Consider the following 15,561-nt stretch of genomic DNA (forward strand, 5'->3'; position numbering starts at 1 on the left):
GTAAGTTTTTAACATTTTGTGTCCCATATCATCTTTATCCCATCTGAAATTCCGCGAGACGAAGTAGGTATTGGTACATGTTGTCGATTTTCCTTTTTACCGAATTTCTTTTCAAGATATCACCCTGATTAGAAATATATTGGTTCCACTCCACACCCCATTCGTAGCGGGGTAGGCCAGGAATTAATATTTCGTCGATTAAATAATCCTTCTGGCTTTGTGTGAGGTCAAAAGCAAATAAATAATTGGTCAATTCATTGACCAGGACTATTGGGTTGGATGGATCTGAGACCTTCTTTGCTAAATCCAGCGAGTTGATGTTTATTTTTAATGCAGGTATACCTTTAATTATAGCATCTGAATATGCACCTCTCAGAGCCAGCGTGGTGGAATTGATCCAGAGTTCATAGAAATCGGTATCATAATAAGGCTGCCAACCAAAAACAGTTGGCTGGTCAAAAACTTCCATTTGCAGTTCCCTTGCCTTGGCGGCAAGATATTGTGTAAAAAGATCATACGTTCCGCGGTCCTTAACCGGGTCCGGGACATTTTGGTTGAAGTGGGAAAGCGATCCGATCACGAGTTCCAGAGGTGATTTGATCTGGGAGCCAATTAATTTAGCATCATAAAAATGTTGCGAATTAAAGAGTTGCGATAGTACCGGCTTTATCTCATAATCGTTTCGGAATAGGGCAGCCAAAGGTTTAATCACCTCATTTTCAATCAGCGGTGAAATTTCAGCTTGCACAAACCAGCGGTAAATTTTGCGGACAATAAATAATGCGGTTGCGTCCTGGCGTAAGATCATATCAACCAACTCACCGAGCTCCAAATCCCCCGCCGACGTACCATTACGTCCTTTGATGACCGTGTTCTGGTAATGAGATGAGAAAATCTTATTGCCCGTATCGTGTCGTAGGGCCCGAAATTCTACGGTGACTTCCGCGGATGCTGTGTTCCTAAATCCTACCGGGCGCCAGCCTGTCAACACTCTAGCCGCATTTTTTACATCATTCTCATCGTAATTACCTTGCCCGATGGTAAACAATTCCTGCAATTCCCGCCCATAATTTTCATTGGGTTTCCCAACCACATTCTCGTTGCCATTCAGATACCACAACATGGCCGGATCCTTCGTGATGTCAATCACAAAAGTCCTAAAATTGCCTAGTGCATGTTTTCTCAATAATTGGTATTGACCGTAAATAAACCTTGCGTCCGATACATCAGTAGCGGTTGAAACAAAATGGTTTTGCCAAAAAAGCGTCATCTTTTCGATAATATTGCTCTTTTGCTGTAACATTTGTCCGATCCACCAGCCTTTGATGAGAGCGCACCTGATCGCATCATTTTTATTTTGTTCCATCTCTTCTGTGGCCGGATAACCCCAGGGCAAGTCATGAAACGTTTTATTTGCCGGATCTTTTGGAGGGCCAGGGGCAGTAGTTTTGGAGAGAAGAAATCCAACAACCGTTTCAGTCGTTTTTCCGGCTAACTGCGTAATACTTTCTTGTGAGCTTCCAAAGGTAATTCTTCGCAATAGGTGGGCAGCCTGCCGCGCGGTCAATGGGTTATCGTATTTGTCGAGCAAAGCCATATTCACAATCTGGTTAATGGTACCCAATGTTTGTGAGATGTGAATTGCAGTTAAAGGTTTAATTGGGGATACCGTTTAATTTCTTTTATACCGTGATACTGTTGGAGAAGCGACGACTACCCGAAATGTTACCAATCCACTTTACAATTTCAATCCAGGTACTGCGCGCTGCGCCGTACCGATGGCAATGTCCTTATTTGCGACTATTAACTTCTTTGGGGCATTGATAGAGCCGAAAAATTCGAATAATTTCGAACAAAAGCTAAAGGCATTTCTGACCTATGCCAAACGGGAATATACTATTGGCAAGCAAAAGCTGCTATCCTCAATTTATCGACATGGTCTGATGCATAGTTTCTTCACAAAAGTATCAGGCACAGAAATTTTCTTCGTTCCAGATAACACTAGCACTGATATGCTTTCTATTTCTGACGACACAATCACACTGAATGTAATGGCTCTCTACCGCGTCGTATCACAGACGTTCTATAAACTCTCGGCAAGCCTGGAAGCCCGAAACCTGATGCAAAGGAACATCCCCGCTGTATTAAATATGCGGGAGGATTCGGTTACATTGATCGAAAAGCTCAGGTGCGATGGTTTTAAAATCGATTGACCGGCACAGGTGATTGTCGGCGACTTTCCGGCAAAAAACCTTCATCAAGCCGTTGGCTATAAATAGCTTAACAATAATAATTGATATATCCCCGCGGTTCTACATTTAATTGCTATAGACCATATGGAAACTAGTATGCGAAGCAAAGCCAGGGAAATATTGGGGTATAAAACCTTCCGTCTATGTCTTAAAAGCGCGGTAATTACAACGGCAAAGGACATCAATTTAACCTAAGAAAAGTTATGCCCCCAGTTCTTTTAGAAAGAGATATAGCTAAAGCAAGAATGAGTACCAAATAACGGAGGTTCCGTGCGACTAAATAAAACAATGCAGAGGTTTAAAACAAACCGATTTTACATCATTTATTTCAGTTCGTTTCCACGTATTTGTTTACAAAACTAACCCAATCTACCCCAAACGGTACCGTGATGTACTTACCAGTTGGAGTGATTAAAATTTTTGTCGGATAGCCTAGAACCTTAAATGATTTTTCGATCTTGTTATCCGACATAGCTACTGGAAACGAATACCTCATTTTTGTCATATACACCATAACCTTCTCCTCTGTGTCTCGACAGGCAATTGTTAGAAGAGTAATGTTTTTTGATTTTTTGACGGCTGTCGAGTCATAAAATTTTTGCAAAGCCGGATGTTCCTCACGGCATGGTTTACACCAGGTTCCCCAAAAGTCAACTAATATCCATTGGCCAGAATATGACTGACTTGAAAACTGATTTTTAGCCAGAAGTTTCAAGGTAACGGGAGGAGCTTTAATTGCCGACGCATCAATTCCTTCTTTCCAGTAGTCACCGAAACTTGTACCTGGCATAACTTCCCCGTGAACAGCCCTTAAATTTTCTTTAAATGAAGGTTCCACAAGTGCCATTTTCAAAAGCGTGATCATAACTTGCTTTTTATCCGTACTTGCGGTGATAAACTTTAGATATTCATCCTGAAATCCTTCTTTTTCATTGCCCCAAAGCATTCGCATGTCATAGAAGTATCCAGATTGATGGTTCTTATCAACGAGATCAGGGCTGTATTCAAATGCAGCTTTTAGCAGGGTTTCTTTTTGCTGGGGGTCAGTCGTTTGTTCTGATTTCAAAAAATTAACACTGGCAAATAAAAATCGGAACCACGCTCGTTTATCCAGATCGGCTCTGCTGGATGAGTCAGTTACAATTACTTGCCCCTGTCGAAGGCGAGCCTCTAATTTATTAGTTAGTCTTAGTGACAATGCGGTCAATTCGGAATGTCTCCGTATTACATTCAGTATACTCAAACCATATCTGCCAGCCCGGTAACGATAAACGTCATGTCCATCAATTTCTGAAGTAATGAATTCATTTGTCAGCCTGGTTAACTGTTCTAAATCGTTTGCAGCTTCTTGAACTTTAATCAGCAAAAACAAAGGTTGTACTTGTTGCTTTACAAGTATCGAAGTGTCTACGAGCATTTTATCCAGAATTGGCCTGGCAATCCATCTTCGTTTTGCAAGGATTTCCTGCGGAGCTTCGCCTTCGCCCGATCGTTGAACAAAATCCTGTGCGAAGCTATTATGAATTAAAAACGTTGCAGTGGGTTCATATTCCGGATTGGATGCTAGTTTTTGAACATTGATGAACGCTGCATTTATATTTGGACTCTCATTGGTGAATCTCTGAAAGTTGTTGAAGTAGTCTCCCGCAGACAGCTTTGGTAATTCAGGTTTCTGAGCCTGGGCACAACATAGAAGAATAAAAAAACCAAAGCTTGATAATACTATCTTTTTCATGGATGAATTACAGTTCAGTGATCATTAATCCTACCTGAATATCACTATTAAATGCACCTAACTGCAAGTTCATTGTATAAGGTTTATAGTAGACTGTGTTATAAGCTAATTTGTTAAATATTTACTTAGACTAGTTGAAATAGCAAGCCTAAAACGATTCCCGGTTAAATGCAATTCTACTATCGATTACCAGCTGCACCGAGTGTTGCTGGTAATCTGTACAAAATGGCAAAAAGTGAGCTGTGCTTGTATAAAACGAAGAACTCTCCAAAAAGCGCTTTCAGGGTCGTGTTCTGTTTATTGATGCTTAATATGAAAGGTTTATCCGAAGTTCAAGTCAATCAGCGTCAGAGAACCCTCCAAATTGAGACGGTCATCTTTCTCTAGATGCCAAGTCACGTCGCACATTTCGGACGTTATTTGAGACGTCTGTAGTTTAACTTTTCCTCAAATTTTAATGCTTGTCCAATTACATGATTAGCTTGTCAGTTTGCACAAGTTAGCCTGCGAATTAGGGATAAATTATTTCCGAGGTATCAATTGAAAGTTATATTCCGTTTTTTCTCCAATGGATGCAGTACAACAATTGTTAGTCTGGTCTCCGTTTTTCCAGATTTTATCCACATCGTAATTCCATTGAAATTTTGGATTTTCAACCGGTAGGTAGGGAATTCAAACATTAAGCTTGATATATTTTTTAGGGACGTCAATAACCAGCTCATAATTTCCATTCTCGTCGGTATAAATTTGCTTCACAACCTCTATATTAAAGTCCCACAGTCCACCTGCCACTACTAAAATGCTATCGACTGCTTGGTGATTTTGGTCAGTTACCTTGCCATAGATGACCGTTGTGCGGTCCTGTTTGTTGCACGATATGAAAATACATAGGATACAAATCAAGGAAATCGCGGGAAGGAACACGTTGATCTGCCTATCTAAGCTGCGCAAATTATTTTTTGGCTCCATAAGAGAAATTTGTTATCAGCATTGACTTTGAAATTTACACGTGCTCGTTATCCCTTATACATAGTTCGGTAAGCAGCTTAAATACTCATTTATATTGCTTAGCGTTATCTCAAAAAACGCTCTTTTCATGCGACGGGCGGGTATATGACGTGAGCTGGCTGAGATTCCATGTCACATTCAGAGGTTATGAGACAGGTTCAATGTATGATGATTTGATTAAGTAACCTGCTTCGGGCTCATTACCGTTGTCTTATTAGCACGCTGTCAATGAAACAAATCTTCCTAATCATTGATGACTATTCAAAGACTTAACTCGCACGTCAATCAGCCGTTATTAGCCCGATAGATAGATTAATCAATTACTTACCTTTCGCACAACAACCTTTTTTGTCTCACCGTCAATTAAAAGAAAATACAAGCCATCGAGCAGATGGCCCATTTTTACTGTATTGCCAGGCGACCATTGTTGTTTGCATACAACTTTACCATCAGCATTTATAATGATTAATATCTGCGGTTTGCTTAAACCCCTTAAATTGAACTCGTTGCTGGTTGGGTTGGGATAAAGAACTATCTTTCCCTCCGACTTTTTTACAGAAATAATTTTTGAATACTCAAATTTCCCATCAATATCACGCTGTTTGAGTCGATAATAAGTGGTTGGTAGTGGGTTTACATCTGCAAAATGATATACCTTTTTGGTCTTTGATTCTCCACCACCATCTACAAAACCGATTTTTTCGAAGGTTCTCGCGTTGGCACTCTTTTCAATGTCAAAACCTTCATTGCTTATCTCTGAACTAGTTTCCCAAGATAGCACGACACTGTTTTCCTGTATATTCCCAATGAATGTGATCCATTTTACTGGCAAGGCAGAGCAATCACTCGCAGAAGCTTCGTCACCCTCGATTAACCAGGTTTTTGTGGTAGTTAGGTTGCTGCGCGCAGCCTCGGCTTGGGTTCGATATAGCAAGTTAATAGAACCGAGGGAGCGGTTGTTTGGTGTCGAGGGATTTGCGTTCCATCCGATCAGGGTAGCACTGTAATTATTGCAATCCAAGCCAGAATTATTTAGCATATCACTTAAAAGAACATATTGATTGAGTGACCAGCCACCCAAGGACTGATTAAAGGAACTAGCACCGTTAAACATCCCACCCATACTACTAACATTAGCGGTGTTCCAATTGCCAATCGGTTGATTAAAGGCAACGCCAGCACCAAACATGTCGTCCATATAGTTCACGTTGCTGGTATTCCAGTTACCGATGGGCTGGTTAAACGAAGCCGTTATCGAAAACATGGCAACCATCGTTGTCACGTTGGCTGTGTTCCAATTCTCGATTGGCTGGTTGAAGTTTGTCGCAAGTCTGAACATGGCGCTCATATCGGTCACACTAATGGTATTCCAGTTGCCAATGTTGGCAGGGCCATTCAACTTGGTACATTCAGTAAACATGCCTGACATGCTTTTTACTCCTGAAAGGTTAGGCAAGTCAGTAGCGCTGACGCTCAGATTGGCGCAACCGGCAAAAGCACGCGTCATATCCGCCCATGCTACATCTCCCCACTGCCCGACATCGAGCAGTTTAAGCCTGTCTCCGTTATTATTAAAAAATAGCATTGGGAAAGCACCTCTAATGCGAATCGTATATATTCCGGATGCATAAAAATCATGGGTTACGCCACCCGTCACACCGGACTGGTCGTAGATGCCGTCATTATTCCAGTCTATTTCATAATTGTAGCTTCCTTCGTAGGTTGGAATTGTGATGGATGTGCTATTCGAACTGCCAGGGTTATCAGTTTTCCAGGTAGTGATGAAGGGTTGTTGCGCCAAAGCATTCGAAGCCGCTGAAAAGATTAGGCACAACAGGATCCAAAGCAGCGCGGAATTTCTCAAGGTTAAGACTGCGTTATCTTTTAAGTAAAGTAGAGTATCGTACATAAGCATAATTAAATTGACAATAGAGGCGACATCCCAAATGAAGGCAAAACAAAGAATACGACAAAGCAAGTCTAAACTTTCGTTTAATCTCAGGTAAATATCTTAAAGCCGAGCGCATCTTCTAACCTGTTCCCTAAGCTTACTGCAATTTAATTCTTATTAGGGGATGCTTCAAAACCTCCAATCGTGATACCGGGTATCGTAAGTCAGCAGAAAATTTCCGTGAATCAGATTTCGGACGTTCCGTGAGACGAACTATGAAGTTGACCACACTGCCGGCTATGGCCACATTACAACTATACCTATATGCACTCCATCGTGCGTCAATAACCCAGGTTTCCGTAGAGCATTGGTAGTTAGAAAGATATTTTACAAACAACTTTTTTTCTACAATTAATATAAGAATCCATGTTAATGACATCATCAAATATCGGTTCTAATTTAGGACGCCATTAATCAGGATATCATTCTGTTTTTAACGATTTTACTGGGTCAAGCAGTGCGGCGCGTATCGCCTGATAGCTGACTGTAAGAAGTGTAACGGCTAATGCGCCCAATGTTGTCAGCACGAAAATCCACCACGATATTTCCGTGTGGTATTCGTAACTCAACAGCCATCGGTTAAGCATGTACCATGCCAATGGAATGGAAATAAGGCAGGAGATGATCACCAGCAGCATGAAATCTTTGGACAGGAGTGCCAGCAGATTAGGAAGCGATGCGCCAAGAACTTTCCTGACGCCGATTTCCTTCGTCCGCTGTTCGGCCGTAAAGGAGGCCAGGCCAAATAATCCTAAACAGCTGATCATCACCGCTAAACTGGCAAACACAGAGGCTAGTTTGGCAATGCGCTCTTCGGTAGAAAACTTTTTTGCAAACTGATCGTCGGCGAACCTGAAATCGAACGGACTTCCCGGATTAAGCTTGTGAAAAACGGCTTCAACCTTGTCCAGCGATTCACGGGCAGGCAGGGCGGGGCTGAGCTTGATATTGATCACATTTGCCCAGCCATAATTAACCATAAAAAGTGCAGGTCCCACGGGTTTAAATGGCGAATCCATCAGCATGTCTTTGATCACACCCACCACGGTAAAGGTTACCCCGTTCCATTTCATGTATTTCCCGATCATATCCGACGGTTTTCTGAAACCCATATATTTCAATGCGGCTTCATTCATGACCATCCCCGTGGAATCTGTCGAAAATGATCTGGAAAAATCCCGGCCTTCCACAAACTGCCAGCCGACTGTTTTACCAAAATCATGGGTAACCGCAACGGTCGAAAAATTATCTTTAAAATTCGGGTCTTTACCTTCCCACTCAAAACCTCCATTGTTAGAATTGGTATGTGTCGGCGGCGTGGACGATGTGGACATTTCGACGACCGCCCCTGTTTCCAGCAGGCTTCTTCTGAACACATTATATTGCGTACACAGCTCGGGAGTATTGATTTCCACATCGATCAACCCACTACGATCGTAACCGATGGGACGGTTTTTCGCGTGTTGGATCTGGCGGTAAACGATGATCGTACCAATGATTAGCGTTACCGAAACCGTGAATTGCAATACTACAAGCACCTTGCGCGGCATTGCTGAAAAACGGCCCAGTGAGAATGTGCCTTTCAATACCTTGATCGGCTGAAAAGAAGACAGGTACAACGCGGGGTAACTTCCTGAAATGAGACCCGTAATGAGACAAAATGTGATTCCCGCCAGCCAGAACCTCGGACTAGTCCATAAGAATAGGATCTGCTTGTCGGCCAGTGCATTAAATGCAGGAAGCAGTAAAACCACCAATGCAATTGATAAAACAAATGCGAAGGCCACCACCAGTAATGATTCGCTTAAAAACTGCCCGATCAGCTGGCCGCGCAAGGAGCCGATCGCTTTTCGGATGCCAACTTCCTTAGCCCGCTTTTCGGACCGGGCAGTACTTAGGTTCATGAAGTTGATGGACGCCAGCAGTAATACAAATGCGCCAATGATGCTGAATAGCCACACATACTGGATACGGGCCGTCACATTTCCCGTGTTATCCCAGGTCGAGTACAAATGCCACTTTTCCATTGGGTGTAGAAAAAGCCCGGGTTTCAGGTAGGCAGTATGCGGCGCATGTTTCAATTTAACGCCTTTGATTTTTTGAGATACGGACTCAAAATTGGAATTTGGATTGATTTGCGCCAGGATCTGCCAAGAATTGTTGTCCCACTGCTCGCCTTCCAAGGCCACTTTGACCCAGTTTTGGGTTGACACATACAAATCCCACGGCGCAATGAACGTCAAGTCGCGGAATTCGGTGTTGTAGGGCAGATCTTCATAAACGCCGGTCACTTTCAGGTTCAGCGCATTATCAAGCTTTACGATTTTGCCAAGCGGATTTTCTACGCCAAAAAGTACATGCGCCACTCCCTCGGACAACATGACCGAATTCTGTTCTTTTAATCCGGCGCGGGTCCCCTGAAGCATTTTCAACGAGAGCATCTCCGGAGCTTCCGGACTAATGTAATTTCCTGTTTTTGTAAACTTTTTTTCTCCATAAGCCAGAATGTGCTCATCGTTAAAAGACGACATTACCACATATTTAAAATCATCCGCATATTGCGTGCGAAGCTCGTTCCCAAGCGGCGCCGGCATGTATTCACCATGATATTGCACACCTTCGACTGTGACGGTTTGCATTACTTTGGCTATCCGGTCATAGTTCTGGTGGTATTTATCAAAAGAAAATTCATCGTGGACCCAAAGTCCGATGAGCACGGCAATAGCTATTCCTGCGGAGAGGCCGCCAATATTGATAGCGGAATAACCTTTGTTTTTGATGAGGTTTCGGAGTGCGACTTTAAAGTAGTTACGGATCATGACTGGGCTGAATGAATAGGTTTTGGAATATTGCTGCGACTCTGTGCTTTTGGCAAAAGGCCGCATAAGTTTGAAAACATTTAAAATATAGCGTCGGCTGGCCCGAGCGGTGCCGACGGTACGTACCCAATGCTCGTACATTTCCAATAAGTCTCCCTGCACTTCTTCGGAAGCATCGGGATGTGAAAATCGGGCGATGAGTTTGGTGGCCCAATGTGGGGGAGCTGTCTTTTTCATTTAACCGTTTGTTAGCTGAAATTCGGACGGAAGCGTGCTCCAAAGTTCATCGCGAACAGTTTTGACTTCACTCAAAACTTTTTGTCCTAATGCCGTGACCATAAAAAAGCGTTTTCGCCGCCCGCCGCGCTCGGCGGTTGCCCCGCCCATGACCGATGTCAGGTAGGCTTTTTCTTCCAGACGCTGCAAGGTCGTATGCACCGAGCTGAATCCGACTTGCCGGCCGGTTTTGGTTTCAAGTTCCTGGGTCACCGTCACCGCATATGCATTCTCACGCAGGCTGGCGACTGTCAGCAAAACAATCTCTTCAAATTCCCCGAGGAATGTTCGTTTCATATCAAAAGCGATTAACTCCGATAATGTCGATCAAATAGTATACCAAAAAATCACTCAATGTTAAATGTCTAATTTACAGCTATATAGCTTTAATCTTTAAAAAAGCCAGTGTCCAGATTCGAACAGAGCGAACAAAAGAAATGTATGTTTATGGCTTTTGTTTGTGCTAACTAATTCTTGAAAAACATATGCAGTGACATGCCATTGAGCCACTTGCTATTTTTCACCAGACAGGCAGTTTTCAAGAAATATTATCAAAATTAATCCTGAACAAGTCAACCAAAATTATATTCCCATCAGCTACGATTGAAGAATTGGGAATGAGCCTGATACCACAAAACTTCAGGTGGGCACTAATCAAGGAAAACACAAATCAAGAACCTTTACCAGATCCCGACAGATGAGCCAAACGCATTCTCGATTGTCCGGACCGGTCGGGGTTGTTCTCTGCCATTGGAAGTAATCTTGTCAAAAGGAGGAATTGATTACAGCGCAAGTAAACGCATCTTCACAGCTTCCATCTTTGATCATGAAGGAGTAGCCGGTTTTGAATTTGTGATATCGCCTGAACCGTTGTTGAAAAAGCGCCGTACACCGGAAAACCTAGAGGGCGTAAACATAAAACAGAAGCCGGAAAATTAACTTGTTTCAATTGAACACACCTTAATCAGTAGTCCGTCCTAAGCCAAGGATTGATCAGGTTACCTGATAGAATATAATGCAAAACCGTATTGCCTACCTAAGTGAATAGGGAAACAACATGACTTTTTGAAGAAAAAATGAAATGGCGGAAAGTGTAGTGAATGTTATGAGCCATCACACCTGATTAAAGTACTGTTGCACCAACGTGCGGTAATGTTCGCCAATCGGGATTTCATGCACCTGGATTTCGATGTCCTGCTTGGTGTAGGCGGTGACTTTGTGTACATTAATTAAATACGAGCGGTGAATACGTATAAAGCGATCGTCCAGCAATTTCTGAAAGGCAGAGATGCTATATTTGATTTCGTGCTTTTCGTCAGGCAGATGAATAGTGATGTAGTCTTTAAAGCTTTCAATGAACAAGATGGAGTCCAGCAGTAACTTTACCTGTTTCCGGTTCTTTCCAATGAAGATATAGTCTTTCCGAGGTGTTCTGGGCAAATCAGGAAGCGTCTCGGACCGCTGGCTCAGGAACTTTTCAGTGGCCTGAAACAGGCGCTCGAAAGTAATCGGCTTCAGCAGATAATCTACTGCGTTCAAATTAAAGCCGTCGAGCGCATAGTCCCGGTACGCAGTAGTGAAAATAACGTTGGGTTTATGGAGCAGATTCTTGAAAAAATCCGTCCCCTTCATCAGTGGCATTTCAATGTCTAAAAAAAGCAGATCCACTGGTGTCTGCTGCAACACCTTCCTCGCTTCCAGGGCATTAGCACAAGCGTCCACTACTTCGAATTCCGCTAGTTTCTCCAAATGGGTGGCAATCAACTCGCGGGCAAGTTCTTCGTCGTCTACAATCAGGCAGGTGTAGGTCATAGTGTTTTCAGGTCTAGCGTAACCATATAAGTATCCTTCGCTTCGTCCAATCGCAGTTGGTGGGCTTTGGGATATAACAGTTCAAGTTGCTTTCTGACATTTTTCAGGCCAATAGGCGGTTTTGCTTCGCTATCCTGGGCTGCATCAGTTGGGATGGTATTCTTGATAGAAAAGACAATTGTGTTTTTATGAGCATGTAACATGATGTCAATACTTGCCTGGTTGATCTCCTGGCTGACGCCGTGTTTGAAGGCATTTTCTACAAAAGTCAATAGCAATAAAGGGGCGATCTTCATTTCCTGCCCGTAAGATGGATTAAATGTAACGGCAACCCGCTTTCCGTAGCGTATTTTTTCTAAGGTCAGGTAGTTTTCGATCAGCTCGACTTCCTTCCCAAGTGGTACGTAATCTTCGTTACACCGATACAGCACATAGTCTAAGATATCCGATAATTTACTGATGACCTCGGGAGTTTTATCCGATTTTTTAACAGCCAGGGCATAGACGTTATTCAGCGTATTGAATAGAAAATGAGGGTTTAGCTGGTGCTTGAGGGCCGTAAGTTCAGAAGTCTTTTTCTGCTCGTTGATTTCCGAAAGGCGCTGCTGGTCGCGGTAAAACTGAAAGAGCAGCATCAATACGGTAGGCGAGAAGAAGAAAATGGCTTTGCTGGCGGTAAGGGAAATATCAGTAATCCGTTCGAACATGGATTGGTAGCCAAATGCTTCAAAACGTGTTGCGTAGGATTGCGGGTAAGCAGGTTCAAAGTAATAGTAATTGGCCGCGTGGTAGCCAACTGCGGCAATGAATAGTAATAATATCAGCAAAATGCCAAAGACAAAAAACCGCTTTTTGTTCAGAAAATTGGGGATCAATCCGTAGAGCGTGGTGTAGGCGACTCCGATCTGGAGCAAAGTTATGAGGGACATTGCCCCCACCAGGTGCATAGCGTTGCTGTAAAACACCTGATTGGTCGTGATCAGGTGGAATAAAAAGATTACCGCCCAGAAAATCAGGTTCCTGAGTAAAGGGGTGTCCCATCGATGGTATAAACTTGCTAGGGTGTTCATTGCGATGTAGCAAGGTAACGTCAAATAAGACGATACTAAACAAAAGTAGTCAATTGAACCATGCAAGGCGTCAGACAGGCGGTTCGCGTGGATGTAAACCATACTTCCCTGCTTAAACCTCCGCTGGCTGCGCCAAGTGGCGATTGATCTACTTTTCGCTTGCGCGAAGGCTTTCCTCGGTTCTTTTACAGTCGTACCGATTATTCGCCTTACACAAATCCTATGACAAGCCGCCCGATCATCTTCATCGCTGCCTGCCTCTTCGCTTTCACCGTCTGTTCTAACGCCCAAACAATTACCTCCATAAAGGGCAATGTTATTGATACGGGAGGAGAAGCCGTTTTAGGTAACGCAATCATTATCAATCCTCAGGATTCCAGCATTGTCAAGGGAACATCTTTTCTAGAAGGTAAATTTGAACTCTCCGGGTTGGATCAACAGCAAGTGCTTCTAAAAATCACTTCCCTTGTATTCCCCGATACTTACCTGACCGTTCTTTACGAAGGCAGTGCCCAGGTAGATGTAGGAAATATCATATTGCGGCGGTCCGCCAATGAATTGAAAGAAGTGGTCGTGACGGCCAAGGCGCCCTTGGCACGGGAAAGAAGCGATGGATCGATCGAAATAAATATCGAAAACACCCCCCTAGCGACAAGTACTTCGGTCGATGAGATACTGAGCCGGTCTCCCGGTGTGGTGTACGATGCCGAGGGCCAGATCGGTATTTTCGGGAAGGGGGACGCAATACTTTTTATTAATGGAGTCCGGGTATCCAGCGATCAGCTGTCGACCCTTTCGCCCACCAACGTTGTCAGGATCGAAATCATTACAAATCCCGGCCCTCGCTACGACGCCCAGGGCAATGCGGTGATCAACATCATTACCAGGCGTAATGCCAACGAGGATGTCCGGGCCATGCTAAAAAACTACCATTCGTACAGTAAGTTTGCCGGGTATGACAACCGGACCAACATCGACCTGGGCTACGCTAAGAGAGCCTGGTCTGTGAACGGCAATTATGGTTTGCAGCTAGGTAATGACCGTATGATATTAAAAACGACCCGTGTCCGAAACGCGCCACACGATCTTTTTAGCTCCGAGCTCACCACCGACTGGCAATACAAGTACGATAATTACTCCAACTATGGCCTGGGCCTTCAATACGACCTGGACCGAAACAGTTACCTGTCTTTTCAGTACACCGGGGCTTATGAAAAACTGGGTGGCCACCAGCTGAGCTCTAATACCATCGTCGACCACGAAACCGGACTTTATACGAGCACTTTAGCCTGGGATGAGTTGTCGTTGGACAATACATTCAATGCCAACTACGCAAGGGATATTGACAGTTTAGGTTCAAAACTATTTGTTGGGTGGCATTACGCTTCCTACCGGCACTATTTCGACAACAAAATACAGCAGTCGGGAACCGTAGCAGGGACGGAGAATACGGCGTTAATCAACAATGTGGGAGAAGGCAACATCCGCATTCTGAGCATTCAGGCCGATTACGCCAAGGCTTTTAAAATGGGTGGCACCCTGGAAGCTGGCGGCAAGCTGGCATACGTAAACAATTACTCGTTCACCACTTTCCTGAACATCAGCAAAAACGGAACGACAACAAAGGACGACAAGCTTTCAAGCGATTTTGACTACACAGAGCGGGTGCCTGCCGGATACGTTAACTTCCGGGGCCGCATCAGGAAAGGCTGGGACTATAGCCTAGGAATGCGGGCAGAATTAACCGACTATACGTTGCTGACCAGTGTTAAAGAGGGAGCCGCACTCAAAGACCGGTACGTTAATGTCTTTCCCAATGCTTCGCTGACCACCAAATTTTCAGAGAAGGTCAGCGCTTACTTCACCTTTTCTTCCCGGATCGACCGGCCTTCGTACCAGTCGCTCAACCCATTCGTTATTTATCAGGACAGCTTCACCTCCATTCAGGGGAACCCCAGCATTCAGCCCTCTCAGGTGCATGCTTTCGAGCTCGGTGCAGCCTTAAATAATTGGAGTATGAAGACAGGCTACAACTATACCCTCAATTTGATCAGCGGCGGTGCTTTTCAGGCAGAGCATGATCCGCGCGTGTACATTCTGCGGAGTGCCAATATCCGCAAAGAACACGCCTACTTTTCTTCGATCAGCAAAACGGTCAACACAAAGTGGTGGAACTCTACGAATACGGCGAGCATGAGCTACAATAATGCTATCGATAATGCCGGGGTTTTTGCAGGACGAGCCAAAAAGCCATATTATTACCTATACTCTCAAAACCGCTTTAACCTAGGTAACTGGATCATGCTCTACGCCACGGCATGGTACCAAAGCGAAAAGCAAGACGGCATTTATTTACGGGAAGATCAGTCGTCGGTCAACATCGGTCTGGAAAAAAAATTCTTGAAAAATGCATTGACCTGCAATCTCGAAGCTAACGATCTATTTCACGGGGTACGGGCAGCGGGAGAATACAAGCTAGGCTCCACCGACATCGTGTACGGCAGAAAGTACAATGCCCACTACGTCCGAATCTCGATTTCGTACAATTTAGGTCGTTTAAAACAATCCAGCTACCGGAACAAGGATGTAGGCAAATCTGAGAAGGAGCGAGCGCAGTAACTTGATTGCTACTCACTTT

The 15,561-nt window shown here is 43.9% G+C and carries 10 protein-coding genes; 2 read left to right on the forward strand and 8 right to left on the reverse strand.

Features of this window, described 5'->3' with window-relative positions:
* Positions 1-34 precede the first annotated feature (34 nt).
* Positions 35-1,624: a DUF1800 domain-containing protein gene (locus FHS68_RS18710; RefSeq protein ID WP_229211957.1), complete on the reverse strand. Its 1,590-nt coding sequence runs from the start codon at positions 1,622-1,624 to the stop codon at positions 35-37.
* A gap of 160 nt (positions 1,625-1,784) precedes the next feature.
* Between FHS68_RS18710 and FHS68_RS18715 the strand changes: the two genes are divergently transcribed.
* On the forward strand, positions 1,785-2,213 hold the full coding sequence (locus FHS68_RS18715; RefSeq protein ID WP_167273123.1) for a hypothetical protein: 429 nt from the start codon (positions 1,785-1,787) through the stop codon (positions 2,211-2,213).
* 367 nt (positions 2,214-2,580) lie between these two features.
* On the opposite strand, the gene FHS68_RS18720 is transcribed toward FHS68_RS18715, so the two are convergent.
* The 7 genes from FHS68_RS18720 to FHS68_RS18750 form a co-directional block, all read right to left on the reverse strand.
* Positions 2,581-3,987: a TlpA family protein disulfide reductase gene (locus FHS68_RS18720; protein ID WP_167273124.1), complete on the reverse strand. Its 1,407-nt coding sequence runs from the start codon at positions 3,985-3,987 to the stop codon at positions 2,581-2,583.
* A 672-nt stretch (positions 3,988-4,659) separates the two neighbouring features.
* Complete coding sequence (locus FHS68_RS18725; protein WP_167273127.1) at positions 4,660-4,956, reverse strand: hypothetical protein; 297 nt, start codon at positions 4,954-4,956, stop codon at positions 4,660-4,662.
* A 355-nt stretch (positions 4,957-5,311) separates the two neighbouring features.
* On the reverse strand, positions 5,312-6,904 hold the full coding sequence (locus FHS68_RS18730) for a BspA family leucine-rich repeat surface protein (RefSeq protein ID WP_208408350.1): 1,593 nt from the start codon (positions 6,902-6,904) through the stop codon (positions 5,312-5,314).
* A 464-nt stretch (positions 6,905-7,368) separates the two neighbouring features.
* Positions 7,369-10,002, reverse strand: coding sequence for an ABC transporter permease (locus FHS68_RS18735; protein ID WP_208408351.1), 2,634 nt, complete (start codon positions 10,000-10,002; stop codon positions 7,369-7,371).
* Positions 10,003-10,338, reverse strand: coding sequence for a PadR family transcriptional regulator (locus tag FHS68_RS18740; RefSeq protein ID WP_167273132.1), 336 nt, complete (start codon positions 10,336-10,338; stop codon positions 10,003-10,005).
* 816 nt (positions 10,339-11,154) lie between these two features.
* Positions 11,155-11,853 carry a LytR/AlgR family response regulator transcription factor gene (locus FHS68_RS18745; RefSeq protein WP_167273135.1) on the reverse strand — a complete coding sequence of 233 codons (699 nt, stop codon included), beginning with the start codon at positions 11,851-11,853 and terminating at the stop codon, positions 11,155-11,157.
* Entirely contained in the window at positions 11,850-12,923 is a 1,074-nt protein-coding gene (locus tag FHS68_RS18750) for a sensor histidine kinase (protein ID WP_167273137.1), read from the reverse strand. Before FHS68_RS18750 ends, FHS68_RS18745 begins: the two co-directional genes overlap by 4 nt.
* 222 nt (positions 12,924-13,145) lie before the next feature.
* Here FHS68_RS18750 and FHS68_RS18755 point away from each other — a divergent pair, with 222 nt between their 5' ends.
* On the forward strand, positions 13,146-15,542 hold the full coding sequence (locus FHS68_RS18755; protein ID WP_167273140.1) for a TonB-dependent receptor: 2,397 nt from the start codon (positions 13,146-13,148) through the stop codon (positions 15,540-15,542).
* Positions 15,543-15,561 lie beyond the last annotated feature (19 nt).

Origin of the sequence: Dyadobacter arcticus, assembly GCF_011762185.1 — a bacterium.
GTDB lineage: Bacteria > Bacteroidota > Bacteroidia > Cytophagales > Spirosomataceae > Dyadobacter > Dyadobacter arcticus.

What these genes read in the sequence shown, in the direction of transcription:
- FHS68_RS18715 (WP_167273123.1), top strand. Translation starts at nt 1,785, where the DNA reads ATGTCCTTATTTGCGACTATTAACTTCTTTGGGGCATTGATAGAGCCG.
- FHS68_RS18720 (WP_167273124.1), bottom strand. Translation starts at nt 3,987, where the DNA reads ATGAAAAAGATAGTATTATCAAGCTTTGGTTTTTTTATTCTTCTATGT.
- FHS68_RS18725 (WP_167273127.1), bottom strand. Translation starts at nt 4,956, where the DNA reads ATGGAGCCAAAAAATAATTTGCGCAGCTTAGATAGGCAGATCAACGTG.
- FHS68_RS18730 (WP_208408350.1), bottom strand. Translation starts at nt 6,904, where the DNA reads ATGTACGATACTCTACTTTACTTAAAAGATAACGCAGTCTTAACCTTG.
- FHS68_RS18735 (WP_208408351.1), bottom strand. Translation starts at nt 10,002, where the DNA reads ATGAAAAAGACAGCTCCCCCACATTGGGCCACCAAACTCATCGCCCGA.
- FHS68_RS18740 (WP_167273132.1), bottom strand. Translation starts at nt 10,338, where the DNA reads ATGAAACGAACATTCCTCGGGGAATTTGAAGAGATTGTTTTGCTGACA.
- FHS68_RS18745 (WP_167273135.1), bottom strand. Translation starts at nt 11,853, where the DNA reads ATGACCTACACCTGCCTGATTGTAGACGACGAAGAACTTGCCCGCGAG.
- FHS68_RS18750 (WP_167273137.1), bottom strand. Translation starts at nt 12,923, where the DNA reads ATGAACACCCTAGCAAGTTTATACCATCGATGGGACACCCCTTTACTC.
- FHS68_RS18755 (WP_167273140.1), top strand. Translation starts at nt 13,146, where the DNA reads ATGACAAGCCGCCCGATCATCTTCATCGCTGCCTGCCTCTTCGCTTTC.